Annotated in this window: 19 protein-coding genes; 13 read left to right on the top strand and 6 right to left on the bottom strand. The window is 55.1% G+C overall.

Features of this window, described 5'->3' with window-relative positions; genetic code table 11:
- Positions 1–79 precede the first annotated feature (79 nt).
- The 4 genes from B0B12_RS11435 (at position 80) to B0B12_RS11420 (ending at position 4,413) form a co-directional block, all read left to right on the top strand.
- Complete coding sequence (locus tag B0B12_RS11435; RefSeq protein WP_076668988.1) at positions 80–526, top strand: PepSY-like domain-containing protein; 447 nt, start codon at positions 80–82, stop codon at positions 524–526.
- Positions 527–705: 179 nt separating this feature from the next.
- Positions 706–2,463: an ABC transporter ATP-binding protein gene (locus B0B12_RS11430; RefSeq protein ID WP_076668986.1), complete on the top strand. Its 1,758-nt coding sequence runs from the start codon at positions 706–708 to the stop codon at positions 2,461–2,463.
- A gap of 177 nt (positions 2,464–2,640) precedes the next feature.
- Positions 2,641–3,270 (top strand): hypothetical protein, encoded by a 630-nt coding sequence (locus B0B12_RS11425; protein ID WP_076668984.1) that lies wholly within the window; start codon positions 2,641–2,643, stop codon positions 3,268–3,270.
- Between the two features lie 69 nt (positions 3,271–3,339).
- A complete protein-coding gene (locus B0B12_RS11420) occupies positions 3,340–4,413 on the top strand; it encodes a J domain-containing protein (RefSeq protein ID WP_076668982.1) in 1,074 nt (357 codons plus the stop codon).
- 69 nt (positions 4,414–4,482) lie between these two features.
- Here the strand turns inward: B0B12_RS11420 and B0B12_RS11415 are convergent, their stop codons facing one another.
- From B0B12_RS11415 to B0B12_RS11405, 3 genes are all read right to left on the bottom strand, one after another.
- Positions 4,483–5,880: a CPBP family glutamic-type intramembrane protease gene (locus B0B12_RS11415; protein WP_076668980.1), complete on the bottom strand. Its 1,398-nt coding sequence runs from the start codon at positions 5,878–5,880 to the stop codon at positions 4,483–4,485.
- A gap of 102 nt (positions 5,881–5,982) precedes the next feature.
- Complete coding sequence (locus B0B12_RS11410; RefSeq protein ID WP_076668978.1) at positions 5,983–6,777, bottom strand: alpha/beta fold hydrolase; 795 nt, start codon at positions 6,775–6,777, stop codon at positions 5,983–5,985.
- A gap of 271 nt (positions 6,778–7,048) precedes the next feature.
- Positions 7,049–7,534 carry a hypothetical protein gene (locus B0B12_RS11405; protein WP_076668976.1) on the bottom strand — a complete coding sequence of 162 codons (486 nt, stop codon included), beginning with the start codon at positions 7,532–7,534 and terminating at the stop codon, positions 7,049–7,051.
- A 250-nt stretch (positions 7,535–7,784) separates the two neighbouring features.
- On the opposite strand from B0B12_RS11405, the gene mfd reads away from it, so the two are divergent.
- The 5 genes from mfd (at position 7,785) to B0B12_RS11380 (ending at position 15,087) form a co-directional block, all read left to right on the top strand.
- Positions 7,785–11,156: a transcription-repair coupling factor gene (gene mfd / locus B0B12_RS11400; protein ID WP_076668974.1), complete on the top strand. Its 3,372-nt coding sequence runs from the start codon at positions 7,785–7,787 to the stop codon at positions 11,154–11,156.
- Between the two features lie 183 nt (positions 11,157–11,339).
- Positions 11,340–12,947: a PAS domain-containing protein gene (locus tag B0B12_RS11395; RefSeq protein ID WP_139337796.1), complete on the top strand. Its 1,608-nt coding sequence runs from the start codon at positions 11,340–11,342 to the stop codon at positions 12,945–12,947.
- Positions 12,948–13,010: 63 nt separating this feature from the next.
- Complete coding sequence (locus B0B12_RS11390) at positions 13,011–13,418, top strand: response regulator (RefSeq protein WP_076668970.1); 408 nt, start codon at positions 13,011–13,013, stop codon at positions 13,416–13,418.
- Positions 13,419–13,574: 156 nt separating this feature from the next.
- Positions 13,575–14,408, top strand: coding sequence for a hypothetical protein (locus B0B12_RS11385; protein ID WP_076668968.1), 834 nt, complete (start codon positions 13,575–13,577; stop codon positions 14,406–14,408).
- Positions 14,409–14,643: 235 nt separating this feature from the next.
- Positions 14,644–15,087 (top strand): acyltransferase, encoded by a 444-nt coding sequence (locus B0B12_RS11380; RefSeq protein ID WP_076668966.1) that lies wholly within the window; start codon positions 14,644–14,646, stop codon positions 15,085–15,087.
- Positions 15,088–15,101: 14 nt separating this feature from the next.
- Here the strand turns inward: B0B12_RS11380 and B0B12_RS11375 are convergent, their stop codons facing one another.
- Positions 15,102–15,689, bottom strand: a complete 588-nt coding sequence (locus B0B12_RS11375; protein ID WP_076668964.1) for a hypothetical protein — start codon at positions 15,687–15,689, stop codon at positions 15,102–15,104.
- 61 nt (positions 15,690–15,750) lie between these two features.
- Here B0B12_RS11375 and B0B12_RS11370 point away from each other — a divergent pair, with 61 nt between their 5' ends.
- The 3 genes from B0B12_RS11370 (at position 15,751) to B0B12_RS11360 (ending at position 18,432) form a co-directional block, all read left to right on the top strand.
- Complete coding sequence (locus tag B0B12_RS11370) at positions 15,751–16,335, top strand: uracil-DNA glycosylase family protein (protein WP_076668962.1); 585 nt, start codon at positions 15,751–15,753, stop codon at positions 16,333–16,335.
- A 58-nt stretch (positions 16,336–16,393) separates the two neighbouring features.
- Entirely contained in the window at positions 16,394–17,542 is a 1,149-nt protein-coding gene (locus tag B0B12_RS11365; protein WP_076668960.1) for a methionine aminotransferase, read from the top strand.
- A gap of 116 nt (positions 17,543–17,658) precedes the next feature.
- Positions 17,659–18,432 (top strand): amidohydrolase, encoded by a 774-nt coding sequence (locus B0B12_RS11360; RefSeq protein WP_076668958.1) that lies wholly within the window; start codon positions 17,659–17,661, stop codon positions 18,430–18,432.
- On the opposite strand, the gene B0B12_RS11355 is transcribed toward B0B12_RS11360, so the two are convergent.
- The gene (locus B0B12_RS11355; RefSeq protein WP_076668956.1) at positions 18,424–18,801 is read right to left on the bottom strand and encodes a hypothetical protein; all 378 of its coding nucleotides are present in this window, start codon (positions 18,799–18,801) and stop codon (positions 18,424–18,426) included. The genes B0B12_RS11360 and B0B12_RS11355 overlap by 9 nt on opposite strands.
- Positions 18,801–21,035, bottom strand: a complete 2,235-nt coding sequence (locus B0B12_RS11350; protein ID WP_076668954.1) for a T9SS type A sorting domain-containing protein — start codon at positions 21,033–21,035, stop codon at positions 18,801–18,803. The genes B0B12_RS11355 and B0B12_RS11350 overlap by 1 nt, the downstream gene beginning before the upstream one ends.
- A gap of 126 nt (positions 21,036–21,161) precedes the next feature.
- On the opposite strand from B0B12_RS11350, the gene B0B12_RS11345 reads away from it, so the two are divergent.
- Positions 21,162–22,448, top strand: coding sequence for a UDP-N-acetylmuramoyl-tripeptide--D-alanyl-D-alanine ligase (locus B0B12_RS11345; protein ID WP_076668952.1), 1,287 nt, complete (start codon positions 21,162–21,164; stop codon positions 22,446–22,448).
- Positions 22,449–22,661: the final 213 nt, after the last annotated feature.

Raw genomic sequence — 22,661 nt, 5'->3', positions numbered from 1 at the left:
TTCCAAAATTCAGATTTGCTTCAGAATTGCACCGTAAACTTGCACCATACCCATTTTTAAAACTTAAAATATAGAAGTTATGAAAAAGATATTTGTTGGATTTGCCTTTGTTATAGGTTCCGTGATGGCCGTTCAGGCACAGGACGTGAAAGAGCAGGATGTTCCGGAAGCCGTGAAGAGCGCCCTGTCGCAGAAGTATGCCAACGCCACCGATCTGGAGTGGGAAAAGCACGGTGAGAACTACGAGGCAGACTTTGACGTGGACCGCATTGACCACGCCGCGATGATCGACCCATCGGGCAAAATTCTGATGACGCGACACGACCTGATGGAGAAGGACCTGCCGCAGGCTATTCAAAGCGCCATCAGCCAGAACTACAAAGGCATGCGTGTGGATGACATTGAGCAGGTAGAGAAAGACGGCAACACCTACTACCAACTGGAGCTCGACCAGAAAGGCAAAGACAAGAAAGTGGTGCTGTCGAAAGACGGAAAAGAAGTAACCGAGCCCACCTACTGGGACTAAGCACCCGTTTTGTAAATACTTAATGAAAATGCCCGGAGCCCCGCTTCGGGCATTTTTTATACCTGTGTTTCAAAGCTATACCTGTCGCTGACCTGATTGCATCCCAGAGCCGAAACCAGCCAAGCCGTATACCTGCAGCGGGTACACCCGTAGGAAGAGAACTTAAAGCTAAACACCCCATGCGCGTACTCTGGAACTACCTGCAGCCTCATCGGGGGCTCGTCATCCTTTCGCTGCTGCTGGCCGGCACCAGCCAGGTGCTGGCTCTGGTCGACCCGATCATCTTCGGTAAGATCATCGACAACTACGCCACGCCGCCATTTACCATGACCAGCGAGGAACGCGTGAAGGGTGCGCTGTGGTTGATGCTGTTGGCTGTGGTGGTGGCGCTGCTCTCGCGCCTGGCAAAGGCCTTTCAGGAGTATTTCACCAACCTGGTGGTGCAAAAGTTCGGGGTACAGATCTTCAACGACGGCCTCAAGCAAACCCTCAAACTATCTTACCAGGAATACGCCGACCAGAACAGTGGCGAAACGCTTTCCATTCTGCAACGCGTGCGCCGCGACACCGAGCGCTTCATCAACTCGTTCATCAACATCCTGTTTTCGTCTTTGGTCGGCGTTGGCTTCCTGGTGTGGTATGCCATCACGAAGCACTGGGCGCTGGTGCCTATTTTCATTATCGGGATGGTGGTGCTCGGCGGACTGACCAGTTTGCTCAGCGCCAAGATCAAGACCATGCAGCGCTCCATCAACCGCGCCACCAATAAGATGTCGGGTGTGATCACGGAGTCGCTGCGCAACATTGAACTGGTGAAAAGTCTGGGTTTGACTTATCCCGAAATACGCCGCCTGCGCGAGCACACCGAGCGGATTTTCTCGCTGGAAATGGCCAAAGTGAAACGGGTGCGCACGCTCTCTTTTCTACAGGGCACAGCCCTTAATTTGCTCAAGCAATCCATCCTGTTCACCTTGCTCTGGCTTATTTTCCGGGATGTGCTCAGCACCGGCGAGCTGATTTCGATGCAGTTTATTTCCGTCAGCATCTTCGGGCCGCTGCAGGACATGGGCACCATCATCCTCACCTACCGCGAAGCCGAGGCCTCGCTCCACAACTTCGACGAGCTCATGAACAAGCCTGTCGAGACCCGGCCGGAGTCGGCAATAAACGTCGGGCCGTTGCAGCAGCTGCGGTTTGAGAATGTGGTGTTCCGGCACAAAGGGGCGCCGCAAAACTCCGTCGATGGCATTTCCTTTGAGGCGAACACCGGCGACACTGTTGCCTTTGTGGGACCGTCGGGCTCCGGAAAATCCACGCTGGTGAAATTGCTGGTCGGGCTATACCTGCCGGCCAGCGGCGAGATTTACTACAACGGCACGCCCGTGAAGGAAATCTGGCTGAACGAAGCACGGCGGCAGCTGGGTTTTGTGACGCAGGAGACCAACCTGTTTTCAGGCACCATCAAGGAAAACCTGCAGTATGTAAAACCCGATGCCACCGATGAGGAAGTGATCCGGGCCATGGAAAAGGCCTCCGCCACCCAACTGCTCACCCGCTCCGAGAAAGGCATCCATACCCAAATTGGCGAGGGCGGTCTGAAGATGTCGGGTGGTGAAAAGCAACGCCTTTCCATTGCCCGCGCCCTTATCCGTAACCCACGCCTCCTCATTTTCGACGAAGCCACCTCTGCCCTCGATTCCCTCACCGAAGAAGAGATCACCGCCACCGTGAAGGAAATATCCGCCCTCCGCGAGCAGATCACCATCCTAATCGCCCACCGACTTAGCACCATCATGCACGCCGACACCATTTATGTGCTCGAAAAAGGCAAGATCGTGGAGCAGGGCACCCATGCCGAACTGGTGGAGCAAAAAGGACTCTACTACGCCATGTGGCGCCAGCAGATCGGCGAGCGCAAGGTGGAGCTGATCCGGTAGGATGCTTCATGTCTGCTATACATTTAGCGCATATATCTTGCAGATGTCCGGCAGGTATAGTTGTTACCGGAAGCTATACCTGGAGCTTTAACTTATACCTGTCATGGCGGAGCCTTGCAACTTTCTGCCAGTCTGCACGGTATGCAAAGCAACTTATTTAAAACGAACGCTATACCTATGAAACCATACCTACTTGCCCTGACTGGGCTTTTGGCCCTCGCCTCCTGCGGTTCCGACTCCGCCGACGGCAACTACAAGCGCGCTGCCGACGATGACCTGATCGAAAGTCAGATCGACTCCGACACCAAAGCCTCTATCGACAGCGTAGCCCGCGCCACTGATGAAGGCGCCATTCTGCATCCACTGCCCGACACGCTCACTACCTTGCTGCAACAACGCCAGCCACAGGCCGAAGTAGCCGTGCTCACCGACCAGGCCATGTCCAACCGCACCCAGCAGGTCGACAACCCGGTATACCTGCGCGGCAACCTCAACGGCAACCGCACACCCGACTATGCGGTGCAGGTGCTGCAGAACGACTCCATCTACATCCTCGCTTTCCTAGACTACAGCACTCCGCAGGCCCGCGAAATGAAAGTGGCCGCTTACCCCGCGCAGCAACTGAACGAGCGCAGGTATAGCAACCTGCAACTCAGGCTCGCCCCGCAGGACTCGCTCGTGCGCAACCCCCGCAAGCAGCAGTTCACCAACCTGAAAACCGACGGCGTGTCGGTGCTCGACGGCAACCGCACCACGCTATACCTGCTGCAGAACAACCGCTTTATACCGTTCGATGCGCAGCAGTAAGGTAGGTATAGCACCGGCTTATCCGTAAATTGCCGGCGCTATACCTGTTCCTATACCTGCCCATTGCTTATGCCTTCTCCCAAGTCCGACAAACCTGTTCCATCGCTCACGCCCCAGATCACCTCGCCGGACCAGCGCCGGCTGAGTCAGCTGCAACAGGAATTTAACAGGAAAGTAGCCCAGATAGAGCAACTGAAGCAGGAACTGACCACACGGCGCGACAGCATGGACCTGGCTCAGAAGCGTATCGAAAAGGAACTGCGCCCCATCATCATGCAGCAGGTGGCGCAGCGCGTGGCCTTGGTCAAGCTGCTGGACGAGGCTTTTGCCCTGCCGCTGTTCAGTTTTAGAGAGAAAGAAAAGCTCGCCCAACTGATCGCCAGCATGGCCCTCGACCTGATCCGCGACTACGAACGCCAAGACCTGATCGCCCTGCACGACCGCTATGCTGAAGTTCCTTATGCCGAGCGCACCCTATACTTACCAGATGAGGAATTTCCGGAGGAAGGTATAGCCAACGAGGAAGAGGGAGCTATACCTGACAATTGGGACGAGCTCGATGAATTTGAGCGCCTGCAGGCCCAGCTGGACCGCGAAGAGGAAGCGCGGGAACGTGCCCGGCAGGACCGCCAGAGAGGCCGCAAGACCAAAGCGCAGCAAGAGAAGGAGGCAAAAGCCAAGGCCGAACTCAGCAAAATCAGCAAAGCCAGTCGCCGCGTGTACACCGATCTGGCCAAGCAGCTTCACCCCGACAAAGAACAGGACGAAACCAAGCGCGCCTGGAAAGAAGAAGCCATGAAGCGCGTGACGCAAGCCTACCACCACGACGACTTTTTTGAGCTGCTGCGCCTGCAGATGGAGTTTATGGAGGAGCAAGGCCAGGCCCTCGACAAACTGCCCGACGAGCAGTTGACTTACTACATCAAACTTTTGGATGATCAGCTCAGCGAGCTTCAGGCGGAGCTCAACGCCTTTATCTTCGGCCCCAACGCCACCTTCTACGACAACTTCTGCGGCTCTCCCAAGCAGATGAACCAAAAGTTTAAGCGCGCCAAAGAAAGCCTGACCTACGAACTCGAGCAGCTCAAGCAGAACCTGCGTGTGCTGCAGGACCCTGTGCAGATCAAGGTGATTCTGAAATAAGGCTTAGCTAACCGTATACCTGAAGGCACTCAAGACGGGGGCCTATACCTGTGTACATCTATCCCGGCCCTACTTAAAAGACACCACCGCCAAATCAGCCAGCTCCATGCGTGATTGCAGCAGGATGCCATACTTGGTTTTCAGGTCTTCTTTTGCCTGCTCGAAATCGTTTTTGGGTAGTTTGAAGTCGTACTTGCCTAGCTCCAGCAGTTTCCGATCAGAGATAAGTCCTACCTTGAAGTTTTTCTCCACAGCGCCTACCAACTCCCCCAGCGTCACGTTCTCGAATGTGATCTCCTCCTCGTTATACTGAACGGTAGAACGGCCCAGGTCGGCTACATAATGGGTCGCCAGTAGATCAGCATCGGCAACCGCCACATCCCAGGCGTCCCTTTTTTGCGAGCGGTAGGTCACCTCGAACTTGTAGACCTGCTGCAGTTGCTCGAGTACCTGCTGTTTGCTTTCTATCACATCCTCAGATGGGTTGTGGGCTTTAAACCTCAGGTCGATGGCTGTGTACTGATGCTTCTTTTTGTCGAGCTCTACCAAAGACTCTTCTTTATCCAGCAGCGCCAGGATGACATCGTGTAGTTTTTGGTTCTCAAACCCGATCGAGTCGGGTCCAATAAATTTAGAAGCGATGGCAGTTTGGTCGTGGCGCATGTGCTCCTCTACCTGCAGGGTATAGCTCTCGTTTTGGATTTGCAGTTTCTCTTCCAAGGTGCCCATAAAGGCCAGCGCCAGTCCGAAAAACAAGGCATTGTGACTTGCATGCAGAAAATAACCCCAACGGAAGCCATGCTTCACCCGCATATACCCCATCAGCATACCTCCCACGATCTGAGGCGCTACCAGGATCGGAATAAGCAGTACAGCCGCAGAAGCGTAGTCGAAGTCAGTGAAATTGGTGATGTGAATCAGGCCAAACGCAAAGGCCATCAGGTAAAAGAAGACGGCGTATACCTTTCGCCATATTTTTTCAAGGAAACCGGTGACCGCTTCGCCGTTCAGCCCATACAAAACCATGGCCATACCCAGTATAATCCATGCACCGATGGCGCCTTCCAGTGGCACCAGCGAATAGGCCACAACACCCAGTGCAATTGCCACCGCAAAAGCCAGCAAAACCATGTAGCCGCTCTTAAACCGTAGCCCATAGCGGAAAACCAGTTCCTCCAGAAAAGGCACTATCAGCACACCCAACAGCAGAAAAGCCCATACCGGGAAAGACCGCATAAATTCGAGCACGGCGTGCGTATTGCCAGTATGCCAGCCTATGAGTTCTACCAACCCTTTGATGCCCGTCAGCGCGAACACGAGTAGCACATCAATCAGGAGCACATACAGCAGGATGCGGAACTTACTTGAGGAACTATCCAGCGTAGCGGGCTCGTCTTTCGGAGTTTTGAGGAATGCCCATAGATCGGAGGCGGTTTGTTTCAGCTGAAGCGTAAAGGTTTGGAGCATAAAATTAATTTAGTACTGCAAATAGATTGCAGCTTAAATATAATTAAAATATAGGTATATCCTATTACTCTTCAAATCAAACAGCTCTTGTTATGAAAGCGGCTATACCTGAAGGAAGTCGTCGATGATGGCAATGGTCTCCAATGGGGCGCTCAGATTGGGACAGTGACCGGTGGCCTCCATCTGCACCAGAGTGGAGTTGCGGATCGCGTGGTGCACGTAATCTCCGACTTCGGCTGGGGCAATAATGTCCTCGGCACACTGCATGATCAGGGTTTCAGTCTGCAGCTTGGGTAGGTCCTGGCGGTTGTCCGATAGAAAGGTGACCTGCGCAAAATGCCGGGCGATATCCGGATCTGTGTTGCAGAAGCTCTGCGCCAGCTCCTCCCCCAAAGAAGGCTTATCCGGGTTCCCCATGATCAGGGGAGCAAACGTATCGGCCCAAAGCGGGTAGTCGTGCTCCATGTAAGCGAGCATCGACAGTACATCGGCCCGGTCAAAACCGCCGACATAATTCTCGTCATTGATGTAGCAAGGCGATGGGCCAATCAGAATCAGTTTGCTGAACAAGTCCGGCTCTCTGATGGCACTAAGCACTCCCATCATGGCGCTCACTGAATGCCCGACAAAGATCACATTCTCCAGGTCCAGCTCCTGGCACATCTCCAGGATGTCGGAAGCGTAGCCCTGTAGACTGCCATACTTGTGGGTGTCATACGCCTCGAGGTCGGAGTTGCCAGCCCCCACATGGTCGAACAACACAATCTTGTACTGCTGCTGAAAAGCAGGCGTGACAAAGCGCCACATGTTCTGATCGCACCCAAAGCCGTGGCCGAACATAAGCGCCTGTTCGCCTTTTCCGAACATATTGATGTTATTTCGCTTGAGCACATCCATTTTAAGTCCCGCTAGTTGCTTCTCTATTAAGCTAGTTGTAACGTAACAAAAGCACTTATATGCTTATACGAATTTAAAATATAACTATAACTGATTCTGCTAAAAGTTTAGTGCTGATTACACTCTTGAAATGGTTATTATGCTGTGCTATACCTGTTTTGGCATATTTGGACGAGTGGAAAGGCAAAGCCTCTGCAAATAGAAAGGCTATCGGAAGTGCGAGGTCTTACGTTGTTGCTTTGGGAGTGAATCTTGACAGATAACACCTCGACTATGCCTGCGACAGTGGGGCCGTAAGGTCCAAGATTTCCGTCTTCAGTTCCTCGGCCAGTGGCTGTATTCGTTGTATGGCGGCGTCTTTCGTACCGTCGCACGACAGCAAAATTTTAGTGCCATCCTCCAACCAAAGAAAACTATCAAAAGAAGTGGATGCGATGGGCCGCCAGGAACGTCGGGAGTGAGAGGCAATGGTTCTGTTCTTCTTCAGGAAAATGCACTTTGTGCCGGGGTATGGCTCTCTGGTACCAACAGTATGGCCTAATATGTTTATCCCCATGCAGTAAGTACCGCTGTAGAGATCAATTTCGAGGCACTTGTACTGGACTAATGGAAAAATCCCGAACAGCAGCATGAGAATACCGGCTACAGGATGGGACATAAACAACCAGACGCTACCAGCGATAATAACGAGAGCGTATACTTTCGTCGTGACGCCGATCGGGTCGGTTAGTCTGTAGCGGAGTAGAGGTGTTTCCATGGGTATACAAGGTATGGATTTTTGTGAAAAAAGTGGATGCAAATTCACTTGGACAATACTGTCACTTCCATCCCATTGTATCACCTTAAGCCTATTCCACCGAAATACATTTCTCTTTCCCCGCAACTTTCTACCCCTCCCCACAGTTCTGATAAAGCATTAGTTTATTTACCTTTGTAAACTACAACCAGCAGAACACGACTATCGAAAAGTCCTGTGTTCTGCCTTTGCTGTTTTGTGATATACCTGCATGAAAGTAACTGATTTTTTAGAGCTATACCGTCTCGATGGGGTGGTGCAAACCATTGCCGAGCGACTTAAAGCTGATAAACCCTACCGTCTGCAACTCAAGGGCATGGCGGGCAGTCTGGATGCCGTGATGGCCTCGGCCGTTTATACCTTGCACCCGCAGCACCAACTTTTTGTGCTGCACGACAAGGAGGAGGCGGCCTATTTCTATACCGACCTCAAAAACCTACTCGGCGAGGAGAAAGAGGTGATGCTCTTCCCGACGTCCTATAAGCGTCCTTACAGCTTCGACGACACCGAGAACGCCAACATCCTGATGCGGGCCGAGGTGCTCAACCGCCTCAACAGCAAGTCCGAGAAAGGCGAACTGATTGTGACCTACCCCGAAGCGCTGACCGAAAAAGTGATCAATAAAAAGTCGCTGGTAGAAAACACGCTGGGCGCGAAGGTGGGCGAAAAGCTGGATGTAAACTTCCTGAGCGAGATGCTGGCCGAATATGGCTTCGAGCGAACCGAGTTTGTGTACGAGGCGGGCCAGTATGCAGTGCGCGGGGGCATCGTAGACGTGTTCTCTTATGCCAACGACCTGCCTTACCGCATCGAACTGTTCGGCGACGAGATTGAGAGTATCCGGTCCTTCGACCCCGACACGCAGCTATCGGTAGAGACCAAGAAGAGCATCTCGATTATACCCAACGTACAAACCAAACTGCTACAGGAAACCCGCGAGGCGTTTCTCGACTTCCTGCCCAAAAACACCACCATCTGGTTCAAGGATGTGCGGCAGACGCTGGACGTGATCGACGAGTATTTTGACAAGGCTTCTCATGCGTTTGACAAGCTGATGGCGGGCAGCGGCGGCACACAGATCGTGTCGGATCCGGAGCAGCTGTTTCAGACGCAGAAGCAGTTCAAGAAGCTACTCGAGAAGTTCAGCATCGTGGAGTTCGGCAAGCGCTTCAACTACAAAGACACCGAAGTGCTGCAGCTGCAGTCCAAGCCGCAGCCCTCGTTTAACAAGGATTTCAACAGGCTGGTCAAGGACCTGCACGAGCAGCAGAGCAAAGGCTTTGTGAACGTCATCGCCACGGAGTCGCCGCGCCAGATCAATCGCCTCACGACCATCTTCGACGAGTTGGACCACGATGTGCGTTTCCAGCATCTGGCAGTATCGTTACGCGAGGGTTTCATCGACGATCAGCTCAAAATCACCTGCTATACCGACCACCAGCTCTTCGACCGCTTTTACCAGCACAAGGCCAAGGAGGGCCGCTCCAAGTCCAAGGCCATGACGCTGAAAGAGCTGCGCACCCTGCAGCCCGGCGACTACATCACGCACACCGACTATGGCGTGGGCCGCTTTGCCGGTCTGGAGAAGGTAGAGGTTGGCGGTCGACTGCAAGAGGCCATCCGACTGGTATACCGCGACGACGATCTGCTCTACGTTTCCATCCACTCGCTGCACAAGATCTCAAAGTATAGCGGCAAAGAGGGCGGACCGCCGACCATGAGCAAACTGGGCTCGCCGGAGTGGGAGAACAAGAAGAAGAAGGTCAAGAGCAAGGTAAAGGACATTGCCGCCGAGCTCATCCAGCTATACGCCAAGCGCAAGGCCGCGCCGGGCTACGCCTACAGCAAAGACGGCTTCCTGCAGGCCGAGCTCGAATCTTCGTTCATCTACGAAGACACCCCGGACCAGGCCAAGTCCACCGAAGACGTGAAAGCCGACATGGAGCAGCCCCACCCAATGGACCGCCTTGTTTGCGGCGATGTGGGCTTCGGCAAAACCGAGGTGGCCATGCGCGCCGCCTTCAAAGCAGCCTGCGACGGCAAACAGGTCGCCGTGCTCGTGCCCACCACCGTACTGGCCATGCAGCATTTCAAAACCTTCCGTGACCGCTTGGAGCAGTTCCCGGTTACCGTGGACTACATCAACCGCTTCAAAACGGCCAAGGACATCAAGAACACCCTGAAGCGCGTGGAAGAGGGCAAGGTGGATATTCTGATCGGCACACACCGCATCGTGAGCAAGGATGTGAAGTTCAAAGACCTGGGCCTGCTGGTGATAGACGAGGAGCAGAAATTTGGGGTGAAGACCAAGGAGAAGCTAAAGGAGATGCGCGTAAACGTGGATACCCTGACACTGACGGCTACGCCTATACCTCGTACACTGCACTTCTCGCTGATGGGCGCCCGAGACCTGAGCGTGATCGCCACACCGCCGCCAAACCGCCAGCCTGTAAAGACAGAGCTGCATGTGTTTGACGAGGTGCTCATCCGCGATGCGGTATCTTCGGAACTCAAGCGCGGCGGGCAGGTATTCTTTGTGCACAACCGCGTGAAGGACATCGAGGAAATGGCCAACATGATCCTGAAGCTCGTGCCCGATGCCCGCATCACCTACGCACACGGCCAGATGGACGGCGAAACCCTCGAAAAGCGCATGATGAAGTTCGTGGAAGGCGAGTACGACGTGCTGGTGTCGACCAACATCATCGAATCCGGACTGGACATCCCGAACGCCAACACCATCATCATCAACCGGGCGCATATGTTTGGCCTCTCCGACCTGCACCAGATGCGGGGCCGCGTTGGCCGCTCGAACAAAAAGGCCTACTGTTACCTGCTTACACCGCCGGTGGCCGGCCTGCCGACCGACGCCCGCAAGCGCCTGAGCGTGCTCGAGGAGTTCTCTGATCTGGGCGAAGGCTTTAAAATTGCCATGCGCGACCTCGACATTCGCGGGGCGGGCAATTTGCTGGGCGGCGAGCAGAGCGGCTTCATCAACGACCTCGGTTTTGAGATGTACCACCAGGTGCTCGACGACGCCATCAAGGAGCTGAAAGAAACCGAGTTCCGCGACCTCTTCCTGAAAGACAACCTGGCCGAGTTTGTGGAGCCGGTGCGCGACTGCAACATCGAGACCGACATGGAGGTGTTGATACCGGACTGGTATGTGGGCAACATTTCGGAGCGCCTCAACCTCTACAGCAAGCTCGACAGCACCAAAGACCTGCAGGACCTCGAGAAGCTGCAAGCCAGCATTGTAGACCGTTTCGGTCCGCTGCCGCAGGAAGTGCAAAAGCTGGTGGAAATTGTGAAGCTGCGCTGGCAGGCACAGCAGCTCGGTTTCGAAAAGCTCACCATCAAGAAAGAAGTGATGAAGGGTTACCTGCCGAGCGAGAACAACGACGCCTACTTCCAGTCCGAGACTTTCGGCAACATCCTCAAGTACGTGCAGCAGCACCCGCGCCGTTCTCGTCTCAAAGAGGCCAAGGATAAACTGATCGTGATTGTGGAGGACATCCAGAGCATTGCCGATGCCCGCGAGGTGTTCGACAGTCTCGACATGAAAGCTACCGTGAAGGGGTAACGTCATGTAGACCAAACCCTTGAAGATAAACACATTAGCGCGGCTGCGCTTGCTATCCTGGTGTGATGGCAGGCGCAGCTGACTGATATTTTGAGGGAGCACTACATTTAGGACAAGCATTAGACTAAATTTTGCTATTTTAGTGCTCTTACGCTGTGAAAACCGAACTTTAGTTTTATACCTGTGCATCCAAATATCGCGACATCTCCTCCCATGCTGGAGCCTATCTTCAGGGCTTTGCCAGGGCTATACCTTGTCCTGACGCCTGACCTCGTCATTCTTGAGGCGACAGATGCTTTGCTTGAGCAAACGCACGTGAAGCGCGCCGAGGCGATGGGCCAGCACGTTTTCCGTATTTTCCCAAACAACCCCGACACTCCGCTGCTGGACTCCGAGGGCACCGTATACCGCTCGCTGCAGCAAGCGCTGCTGCACAAAAAGCCCTACCATACCGACGTGCTCCGTTACGACATCCCGACGGCAGACGGTTTTAAGGAGCGTTATTGGAAGACGACAACTATTCCGATTGTGGGTGAAAACGGCGAGGTGCAGTACCTGGTGCACGAAATACGCGACATAACCGACAAGATCCTGGGCGACCGCCTGAACCAGCAGCGCCAGGAGCAGCTCAACCTGATCAGCAACGCCACCAAGGCCATTGCCTGGGAGTACGACATCGTGAACGACCGCATGATCTGGGGCGAAGGACTTCAGGAAATATTTGGCTACAAGCCTGAGGAAATGGGGAAAAACGGCGACTCCTGGGACTCGCGGGTGCACCCTGATGATTTCGAGCGGGTACAGAGCGGTATCCGAGAGGCCCTCGCCAACAAGCAAAGCACCTGGAAGGGCGAGTACCGTTTCCGGAAAGCCGACGGCACCTACGCCTACATCCTGGACCAGGGCTACACGACCTACAACGCGCAGGGCGAGCCTATCCGCACCATCGGTTCCATTATCGACATTACACAGAGCCACGACACGCAGGAAGCGCTGAAAGAAAGCGACGCCCGCTTCCACCATTTGCTGGAGGTGCTCCCGCACATGGCCTGGACGGCCTCACCTAAGGGCAAGGTGCTCTACTTCAACGAAAACTGGTACAGCTATACCGGTATGCGCTCCGGCCAGACCGACGGCTGGATTAGCGTCGTTCACCCCGAAGACTCCGCCACCGTGCTCACCAACTGGCATAATGCCATCACTTCAGGCGCCAGTTACGAGTTGGAGTACCGCATCCGCCATCACCTGGACGGCAGCTACCGCTGGTTTCAGGAGCGCGGTTTGCCCATGCGCGACGCCGACGGCAACATTACGCTCTGGATTGGCACTTTCACCGATATAGACGACCAGAAGAACCCGCCGGAGGACCGCGAAGACATACAACTGGAAAACATGCTGCGCCTATCGCCGGTACACCTGTGCATGCTGAACGGCCCGGATCATGTGTGCCAGTATGTAACGCCGGGTGTATACAAGCTCTATGGCAACCGCAACTACATTGGCCGCACCGCCCGGGAGCTTTGGCCGGAACTGGAGTCGCTCGGTTTTTTCCGTATGCTGGACGAGGTATACACCAAAGGCCGCGTCGTATACCTCAACGAGTACTTCACGCAGATTGACCAGGATCTGAACGGCGACCTGCGCGATGCTTATTTTAACTTTAAGTACCAGCCTTTGTTCGACAGCACTTCCAGAATAGAAGGCATTATGATATCGGCCGTAGAGGTGACTAACCTCGTGAAAGCCAGGCAGAGAGCCGAGGCGCTGGCCAAAGGGGAATCCGGATCTTAAGTTTTTTAACTTTGTTTAGAACAAAAAAGGTCATAATTTGTAAAAGAACACAAAATACCGACTATGAAATCTGTAAAGACTATCCTGCTGATAGACGACGATGATACAACCAATTACCTGAACCAGCGCCTGCTCTCCCGCATGGAGGCGGCTTCGGACATCAGGGTGGTAACCAATGGGGAGGAAGCGCTCGACTACCTGAACAGAGCCTTCAACGGCGAGGAGAACTACCCGAAGCCGGACCTGATCTTTGTTGACATCAAAATGTCAGTGATGGATGGCTTTGAGTTTCTGGACGAGTACCAGCGCTTTGAGGAGGATAAAAAGCTGCGAACCGTCATGCTGATGCTCACCTCTTCGGCCAGCTTCTACGACTTGGAGCGACTCAAAAAATACCCGGAGGTGCGCAAGCACTACTCCAAGCCGCTGGCGGAGGCCGATGTGCGCGAGATCATGGAAACTTATTTTTAAAGCACCCATTTTATAGTTCAGGAGGCGCCCTCACAAGGGGCGCCTCTTTTTTTATACCTGAGCCTGTGCCAACAATAGCCCCCGTAAGCCGTAAAAAATAGCGCCACCGTTTAAACGGCGCAAGAACAGGGCATCTATTATTTAACAAATAAAATCATGAGAAACGACGCAGAACACCACGACAAGCCGGGCGACTACAACCAGCGCATCGGCCGCGAGCTATACAACAAAGACAGAGAACAAGGTCACCCGCAGCGCTATACCTACCGAGGTCAGAACACGAGCGAAAAGAAATGGGATGAGCGCAACTTCTTCCATACCGGCCCCAGCCCGCGCGGAGCACAGGACCGCAACCGGCAGACCGGGGGCGGCCAGTACACAGGCAACAGGCCAGGCTCATACCAGAGCGACCGCGACTCTTACCAAACCGGCCACTACGGCAGCCGCCGCGAAAGCCCCTACCGCAACGAGAGCCAGTACCTGAACCACGGCTATAGAGGCCAGGAAAGCGGCAGTCAGCGCCCTTACGGCCAGCAGATGGGCAGCGGGTCACAGCCAGGCAACTACAACGAGCCTCCAACCTCGCAGGACAGTTTGTGGCGCGAAGGCCCCGGCACCCGCAGCCGCTACAAAGAGACCGACTACCGCTACGGCAGCGGCTCGCACAACTGGTATACCGAAGGCCGCTACTCCCGTCACGTAGGCCCTGAAACCAATGATAACGACAAGCGCGGCTTCTTTGAGCGCGTACGCGACACCTGGAACGACATCATGCACTCCGATGACCCGGAATACCGGCCTCGCCACCAATACGACTCAGACCGACGGGCCGAGCAACTGAGCAGCCGCCACCGTTACAGCGGTGAGTCGTTCCGCGACCGCAATTTTGACCGTGGCTACGAAGGTGGGCCGCTCTGGGCCGATGAAACAGACTCCGGCCGCGATGATTATTACAAAGATGCTGACAGAAACCAACGCAACCGCCGCTAATGCGTATAGCAGACAGATTAGGTTACTTTGGTAGTAGATTAGTATGAAGGCAGCCCCCGTCACCGGCGGGCTGCCTTTTTTTATGCGCGTTCCGAGCGCTGATAAACATCGGGCCCGCGTGCCCGTACATAAAAATCCGGTACTGTGACCTGTCTGGCCGTAAGCGTTTTCAGTTACAGTCAGTCTTGTCACCGGTGCTTTATGTTAGATATCTCAGGAATTAAATAGAAAAGACATGCATCACGAGGAAGAAAGAAGACACCATGAGCGGCACGGACGCACGGGCCGTCCGCATCCACACCACGAAACAGAGCAGCAGAACTTTCGCAGCCGCTGGGATGAACCAACGCCCTTTATGCATGATCAGGAAAGAAGGCGTTATGAACAGGAGATGCGCGCGCGCGCGGAACGCGAGCGGCACGAGTACCAGCAGCGGCAAAGTGATTATCGGCAGCACGAGAACATAAACCGCCACCTGCACGGTTTCTCAGACGATCACCACACGCCTTACAGAAGGCACGAGCACCGTAACTGGCGCGACGATGGCGGACAATATAGCCCGCAAAACCAGCATGCCCGCGACAGATGGCAACAGCAGGACCAACTCCCTCCGCTGCGCGAGCAGCGCCGCCGACACCAGAGCCGCCCCGACGAGGACTGGGAAGAACGCGGCTGGTAAAAGTGCCAACCTATTTAAAAACGCTTCCTGAACCCTGCCCCGAACGACACCAGTTCCGGTATGCCGGGCACCAGGTTGAGCGACAGATCGTACTGTCCCTTTAGCTGGTAATTATACTCAAACTCGCCGCCGTACCAATAGAACTTGTACTGCCAGTCGCCGCTGCGGCTGAAGTAGCCGTCGTCTTCGTAGCCCGGCAGCCGGTTCCAGTCGCGGCGGTAGACCAGGGTGGGCCCGAAACCGCCGTTGAGCGAGTGCCGCCCTGTCCTGAAGATCTGCCCGCGCCAGCCCAGGTGCGTGAAACCCGCCAGCGAAGAGGCGCAGTCGGAATACAGCCCCTGCTCTACCCGCACACTGATGACGTCGCGCACCACAAAGCGGTCGTAGCCCACGATGCCTCCAAAATTGAGCACGGCTATACCTTTTCGGTCGAGCCTGTTTTTGAACAGTTCCGGGTAAGGCGTCTGGCGCAGGTGCATCGACAGGCCAAAGAACTTCACGGTGAAGGCATTTTTATAGATAGGCTGCTCCTGCGCCCGGCTCACACCGGAAAAGAGGAGCAGGATGATCAACAGGAAAAGTACGGGTAAGCTTCGCTGCATATAACCTGAGTATACAGGATAAAACGCATTTTGTTAGCAGATCGCCGTACCTTCGTACCTTATGAACACGACGCTCGACAGCTTACTCGAACAGGTGCGCGCCTGTCGCCTCTGTGCCGAACACCTGCCGCACGGTCCCCGGCCTGTGCTGCGGGCCGCCCCTTCCGCCCGGCTGCTGATCGTGGGACAGGCGCCCGGCACCAAGGTGCACGCCAGCGGCATTCCCTGGGACGACCAGAGCGGCAAGCGCCTCCGGCAGTGGATGGGCATAGCGCCCGAGGTGTTTTATGACGAGCAGCAGGTGGCTATCATCCCGATGGGCTTCTGCTACCCCGGCAAGGGCAAAAGCGGGGATCTGCCGCCCCGCCCTGAGTGTGCCCAACACTGGCATCGACAACTGTTGCCCTTGCTTCCCAATATCCAGCTCACACTGCTGGTAGGCAAGTATGCACAGGACTACTTTTTAGGTGAAAGGGCCAGACCTACGCTTACCGAAACCGTAACAAACTGGGCAGACTTCCTGCCTGCCTACATGCCACTGCCCCACCCTTCTCCGCGCAACCAGTTCTGGCTGCGGCGAAATCCCTGGTTTGAGCAGGAAGCTATACCTGTTCTAAAGCAGCTCGTGGCAGCGGCCCTGGGCTAAATATACTTGGAATATTGCCTTTAACTTCTATCTTCGTTCATCGGTAAAAACCCTCCCTATGATCAACTACCCAAGCAGCAAACTACCCGATGTTGGCACCAGTATTTTCGCAGTGATGTCGGCGATGGCCAACGAGCACGGCGCTATTAACCTGTCGCAGGGCTTCCCTGATTTCAACTGCCCGGATGAACTGATTGCGCTGGTGACGAAGTATATGCAGGAGGGCTATAACCAGTACGCCCCGATGCCCGGCATGCCGGCGCTGCGCCACAAGATCAGCGAAAAGACGGAGAAGGTATACGGCTACCGTCCGGACCAGGACCAGGAGGTAACGGTCACGACAGGCGCTACGGAGGCACTGTTTGCCGCCATCACGGCTGTGGTGAAACCCGGCGACGAAGTAGTGGTGCTGGAGCCCTGCTACGACAGCTACGCGCCTGCCATACGCCTGGCGGGCGGCATCCCGATCTACGTACCCTTGGCTATACCTGACTTCAGCATCGACTGGAATTTGCTGAAGAAGAACATCTCGAGCCGTACCCGCCTGATTATCATCAACACGCCACATAACCCGACCGGCGCCGTGATTCCGCGCGAAGACCTGGAAAAGCTGGCCAGCCTGACCGACGGTTCCGACATCCTGATTTTGAGCGACGAGGTATACGAGCACATGGTGTTTGATGGCAAGGAGCACGTGAGCGCCCTGCAAATCGAGGGTCTTCGGCAGCGGACTTTCGTCATCTCGTCATTCGGGAAAACCTACCATACTACCGGCTGGAAGATCGGCTATGTGGTGGCCCCTCCTGCGCTAACGGCTGAGCTGCGCAAGATGCACCAGTTCATCACCTTCTGCTCGGTTACCCCCCTGCAGCTGGCCATTGCCGACTACATGGACAACGAAGCCCACTACCGCTCCCTCCCCGACTTTTACCAGGCCAAGCGCGACCTGTTCTGCGAGCTGGTGCGTCCATCGCGGTTTGAGCTTGTCCCTTCGGCAGGCACTTATTTTCAGCTGCTGAAGTACGATAAAATCTCCACCGAGCACGACCTGGATTTCGCCAAACGCCTGACCCTGGAAATCGGCGTCGCCTCCGTACCTGTCTCCGCCTTCTACCACAACAAAACCGACCACCACTACCTCCGCTTCTGCTTCGCCAAAAGTGAGGAAACGCTAAGGCAGGCAGCGGAGCGGTTGGTAGGGCTGTAATTGTTGATTGTTGATTGTTGATTGTTGATTGTTGATTGTTGATTGTTGATTGTTTTAATCATTAATCACTACTCATTATTCATTACTCATTCTTCTCTATTCATTACTCTTTAAAAATGGACCTCCGCATCACCATCATCCAAACCGCACTACACTGGCAGGACGCCTCCGCTAACCGGAAGATGTTCTCCGAAAAACTAGCGGCTACAGCACCCACGACTGACCTGATCGTGCTTCCGGAAATGTTCACGACGGGCTTTAGTATGGATGCAGCCGGATTGGCAGAAAACGCGGATGGCCCTACCCTGCAGTGGATGAAGGAGGAAGCAGCCAGGTATAGCGCCGTGCTGACCGGCAGCGTGATGGTGAAGGAAGGCGAGCAATTTTATAACAGACTGTATTGGGTGCGCCCCGACGGCACTTACGAGCACTACGATAAACGTCACCTCTTTCGGATGGCAAAGGAGCACCACAGTTATACCCCGGGCAAAGAAAAGCTGCTGGTCGAGCTAAAGGGCTGGAGCGTCTGCCCGCTGGTATGTTACGACCTGCGCTTCCCGGTGTGGAGCCGCAACGTGGGCGGTCAATACGATCTGCTGCTTTACGTGGCCAACTGGCCGAAGCCCCGTGCCAACGCCTGGAGCACACTATTGCAGGCCCGCGCCATCGAGAACCTGAGCTATGTGGTGGGCGTGAACCGCGTTGGTACTGACGGCAACGGCCACCCCTATACCGGCGGCTCGGCCATCATCCACCCTAAAGGGTATAAACTGCTCGAGACCTCCGAAGCGGAAGGTATACACACCCTCACGCTGAGCAAACAGGAGCTGACGGATTTCCGGGAGGCTTTCCCGGCCCACCTTGATGCAGATGTTTTTACGCTAAACTGATTTAGTCAGGAACTGGCGCAGCGCTTCTTCGTTAGCCAGCAAGGTATAGGCTATACCTGGTCGGGCCTGCAGCATACGCAGGAAGCGGGGATGCTCACCGATAAGCAGGATATGACGTTGTGGTTGTGGCAAAAGCAACTCTTCGAGCAACGGTAGCAGCCGGTTCAGGTCTCCTGCCCCACTCTTTACACAGACCACTGTTTCCGGATTCTCCTGCAGCAGACGCACCGCGTACTGTTGCAAGGTAGCATCAGACCGGGCATCAATGTCGAAAACAGGTATAGCCGGCGCGTGCTGGCGCACCATTTTCAGGATGGGCTTCTCAAAAGCAATCTCCTCCGAAAGATCTATCAGTAGAAAAGCCTGCATCAGTGTACGACCAGTCGGCGTGTTTCGTGGCGGCCGTCGCGGGAGGTGGCGCGCAGCAGGTATACGCCCGCTTTCAAGCTGCTCACATCTAAGGTATGGCGGCGGTTGAAGCTTTCGGCTCCGTCGTAAACCTTGCGGCCGATCATGTCGTGGAGCACAATCGAGACTGCCTCGCTTGCCTGAACCTGCACGGGCTCTTGCTTGCCTGCCACCGGATTCGGGTATACCTTCAGTTCCAGCGCACCGCTCCTGTCATTTGGGTTGCCGTAGTGGCCGCCCGTTTGCTGCAGCAGGTATAGGCCGCCGCCCTGTGTGCCAACAGCCAGGTATAGCTGATAGGGTCCGCTCAGTTCGGCCACCGTCAGGCCTAGTCCGCGACCAAAGCGGGAAGTCTGCGCCTCGCCTGTCAGCTCGTTTTCCAGCACCTCGGTTGTTTCCGTAAAGTCGCCGTCCAGCTTGTCCAGAAAATCGTTGTAAATGCGCAGCGCGCCGCTATCGTCTACAGTGAGCAGGTCGAGCTTGAAATTGCCGTCTATGTCCACCACAACGGGTGCCAGGTTGCGACGGAAGAAGTCAAATTTGATGCCCCCGATGCTTTCCTTAACCAACTCAAAGCCGCTGCCGGCAGAGCGGTAATAGTCCAGGGTGCCGCCGGCTCTCCCCACCAGCATTTCCACGCGCTGCCCATCCACCCGAAACAAGTAAGGCGTATCGCCATTGGCCAGGGTGTGCAGGTGAAACGAGCGGGTCGTGTTGAAGGCATAAGGCTGACCGGCTTTCGCGTTGTTTACAAAATACTCCATGTGCGTCATGCCGCCAGCATGGTGCTCTGAGCCCGTCTGTGTTCTGTAAGTCAGCACCAGATCCAGCACCCCATCCTGGTTGATGTCGAAGAAAGATGGTTTCAGCGAAAGCATTTCCTTGCTGGACAGATTCAGGTAGTCGTCTGTGACAAACGTGAAGGCGGGTTCGGCCAGCGTGCCGGTGTTGCGGTAGAGGCTGAGCGTTGCCACAAAGCGTCCATTGCGATTTGCCCGCCCGTTACCCACCAGCAGGTCGAGCAGGCCGTCGCCGTCAATGTCCGCGAAGGCGGGGTAGGCGTTCTCGCCCAGGTCAATCATCTGGCTTTGCAGAAAGTTATCCTGCGCAAACTCAAAGTTCGGCTTGCTGGCAGTGCCGGTGTTGCGGTAAAGCCAGGCAGAGCGCTGTAGCTCTAGGTCACCTATGTTCTCGTTGCTGTTCGGCGCTACAAGCAGGTCCGGTATACCGTCGAAGGTGACATCCTCAAAGTAAGCCGCCGGGAAAAGCTTGAGATTGGCCGCACGATCACCTGCCGGAAAAACCGCCTCGAAGCTTTCCATCCGGGCCTGTGCCTTAGTGCCCACGTTCTCCATCCTCACCAGGTTATCGCACTCCACGCTGCCCATCAGCAGATCTTTATCGCCGTCGCCATCCAGGTCGATGGCCAGCAGCGCAGAACCGTCGTGGCCCGAATGCAGCGGACCGGCCATGCGGCACTGTATGCCAAAGCCGAAATTGTTGCAGCCATGGCACTCGGTAATCTGCCCCCACCAATCAGAGCCAAGCGCAAACTCTAGCGAGCCACAGGGCTTACCCTCTTCTACCTGCATGTTCTGGTAATACTCCAGGGTATAACCACCTGAGAATTCTGAAAGCAGGATATCCAGGTCACCATCGCCGTCCATGTCCACAATGGCAGGGATGTCAGAGATGTTCATTTGCATGTTGATGCTGTTCACCCCGTTGCGGCTCCGGTAAAAGAGGGCATCCTCGGCCAGCACGAAAGTGGGGTATTTGTTGCCTGTGGCCTCCTGCCGGTATACGCGTATACCCAAGGGCGTACTGGTGAAAATGTCTTTCAGGCCATCGCAGTTGTAGTCGCGCAGCAGCACCCAGTTTTCGAGCTCAGCCGGAAACATCACCTCGTACTCGGGCGCATACCTGTATCGCCATTGGCCTCCCTCCTGCACGGCCAGGTAGGTATAGACTTTGCGCAGCATGCGGTCGAAGACAAACAGGTCGTCGCGGCCGTCTTTGTTCAGGTCGATGGTGGAGAATTGTGATGTGTTCAGGCCGCCGCCCCAGGGGTTTTGCAACAGGGCCCCGTTGGCAATCACCGGCACATCGGCTCGTTGGCTGAATCGAAGCGGCTCCTGCGCCATTACTCCAGGTACAAGCAGCAGGAAAAAGAGAATGGAGAATAGGTAGCGCATAGACAGTTTGTTAGGCAATCAGGCTGTTGCTTTTGCCGTTTTGAACGTATATTGCCGCGGCGGCTGAGGGCTATACCTAAACTCCGGTAGCTGCCACCAATTTAAGAGACTAAAAATAAGCATTTCATGCCGAACAGCATCGACTTTCTTTATCAAAAATATCTGGAGTGCCGCCACGTCAGCACCGACTCCCGTGCTCCGCAGGACCAGAGCCTGTTCTTTGCCCTGAACGGACCCAACTTTAAAGGCGCTAAGTTTGCCCAGGGTGCCCTGGAAAAAGGCGCCAAATATGCGGTGGTAGATGATCCGGCCCTGGCATCGGACAATGTGTTTGTGGTAGAAGACACCCTGCAGGCGCTGCAGGACCTGGCCCGCCATCACCGCCGTCAGCTGAGCATACCTGTGATCGGCATAACGGGCAGCAACGGCAAAACCACGACCAAGGAGCTGATCTATACCGTACTGAGCCAGAAATTCAACACGCTCTATACCCAAGGCAACCTGAACAACCACATCGGTGTGCCGCTTACTTTGCTGCGCATCAGGCCGGAGCACGAGATGGCGATCATCGAGATGGGGGCCAACCACATCGGCGAGATTGCCCTGCTCAGCAGCATCGCCTCCCCTACCCATGGCATGATTACCAACATCGGCAAGGCACACCTCGAGGGCTTTGGGAGTCTGGAAGGCGTGGCCCGCGGTAAGAGTGAACTCTACGTGCACCTGCTCGAGCATGGCGGCACGGTGTTCGTAAACACCGGCAACGAGCACCTGATGCGCATGAGCCGCCGCATCGAAAGCAAAGTAACTTACCCGGCCCAGGGCGATTTTTACTACAGCGAACTGCTGGAGGCTTCGCCTTATGTAGTGTACAAAGACGAGGAAGGCCACATAGTGCATACCCAACTGGTAGGCAGCTATAACTACGAGAACATGGCGGCCGCGGCTTGCATCGGCAAGTACTTCGGGGTGCCGCTGGAGAAGGCCAACACCGCCATCGCCAACTACAGCCCTGTGAACAACCGCTCGCAGGTGATGCAGAAAGGCTCCAACACCCTGATTCTGGATGCCTACAACGCCAACCCCACTTCTATGGCGGCGGCTATCCGCAACTTCGGCGGCATGAATGCTCCGCGCAAAGTGGTGATCGTGGGTGATATGCTGGAGATGGGCACCGAAAGTGCATCCGAGCACAAAGCCATCGGCGAGATCATCGCGGAGCAGCACTTCGACACGGTGCTGTTGTGCGGACCGGAGATGAAGCACGCGACTTCGGCTGACAGCAAGTTCCATTACTTCGCCACCAAGGCTGAGCTGCAAAGCTGGCTGCAGGAGCATCCGGTTTCGGAGAGCTATGTGCTGGTGAAGGGCTCCAGAGGTATGGGGCTGGAGACGTTGGTGGAGGTTCTTTAGATTTGAAGATTTGAAAATGTGGAGATGATGCGGAATGTGCTGATGTGCTAGACTTTGGCAATTACTTATACCTTATCCAGGCAGCTACTCTAAATAGAGTAGCTGTTTTTTTATACTTATACCTGGAGTCAGCAGAAACTCTCCACTATACCTAAAAACAGCGAGGCCCGCGATTTGCTGTATCGCGGGCCTCGCCTTTAAACTTCTGTCAAC

This window comes from Pontibacter indicus (assembly GCF_900156345.1).
Classification (GTDB): Bacteria; Bacteroidota; Bacteroidia; order Cytophagales; family Hymenobacteraceae; genus Pontibacter; species Pontibacter indicus.
Note: the sequence above shows the minus strand (reverse complement) of the source record. Positions and strands in the feature narration are given on the sequence as shown.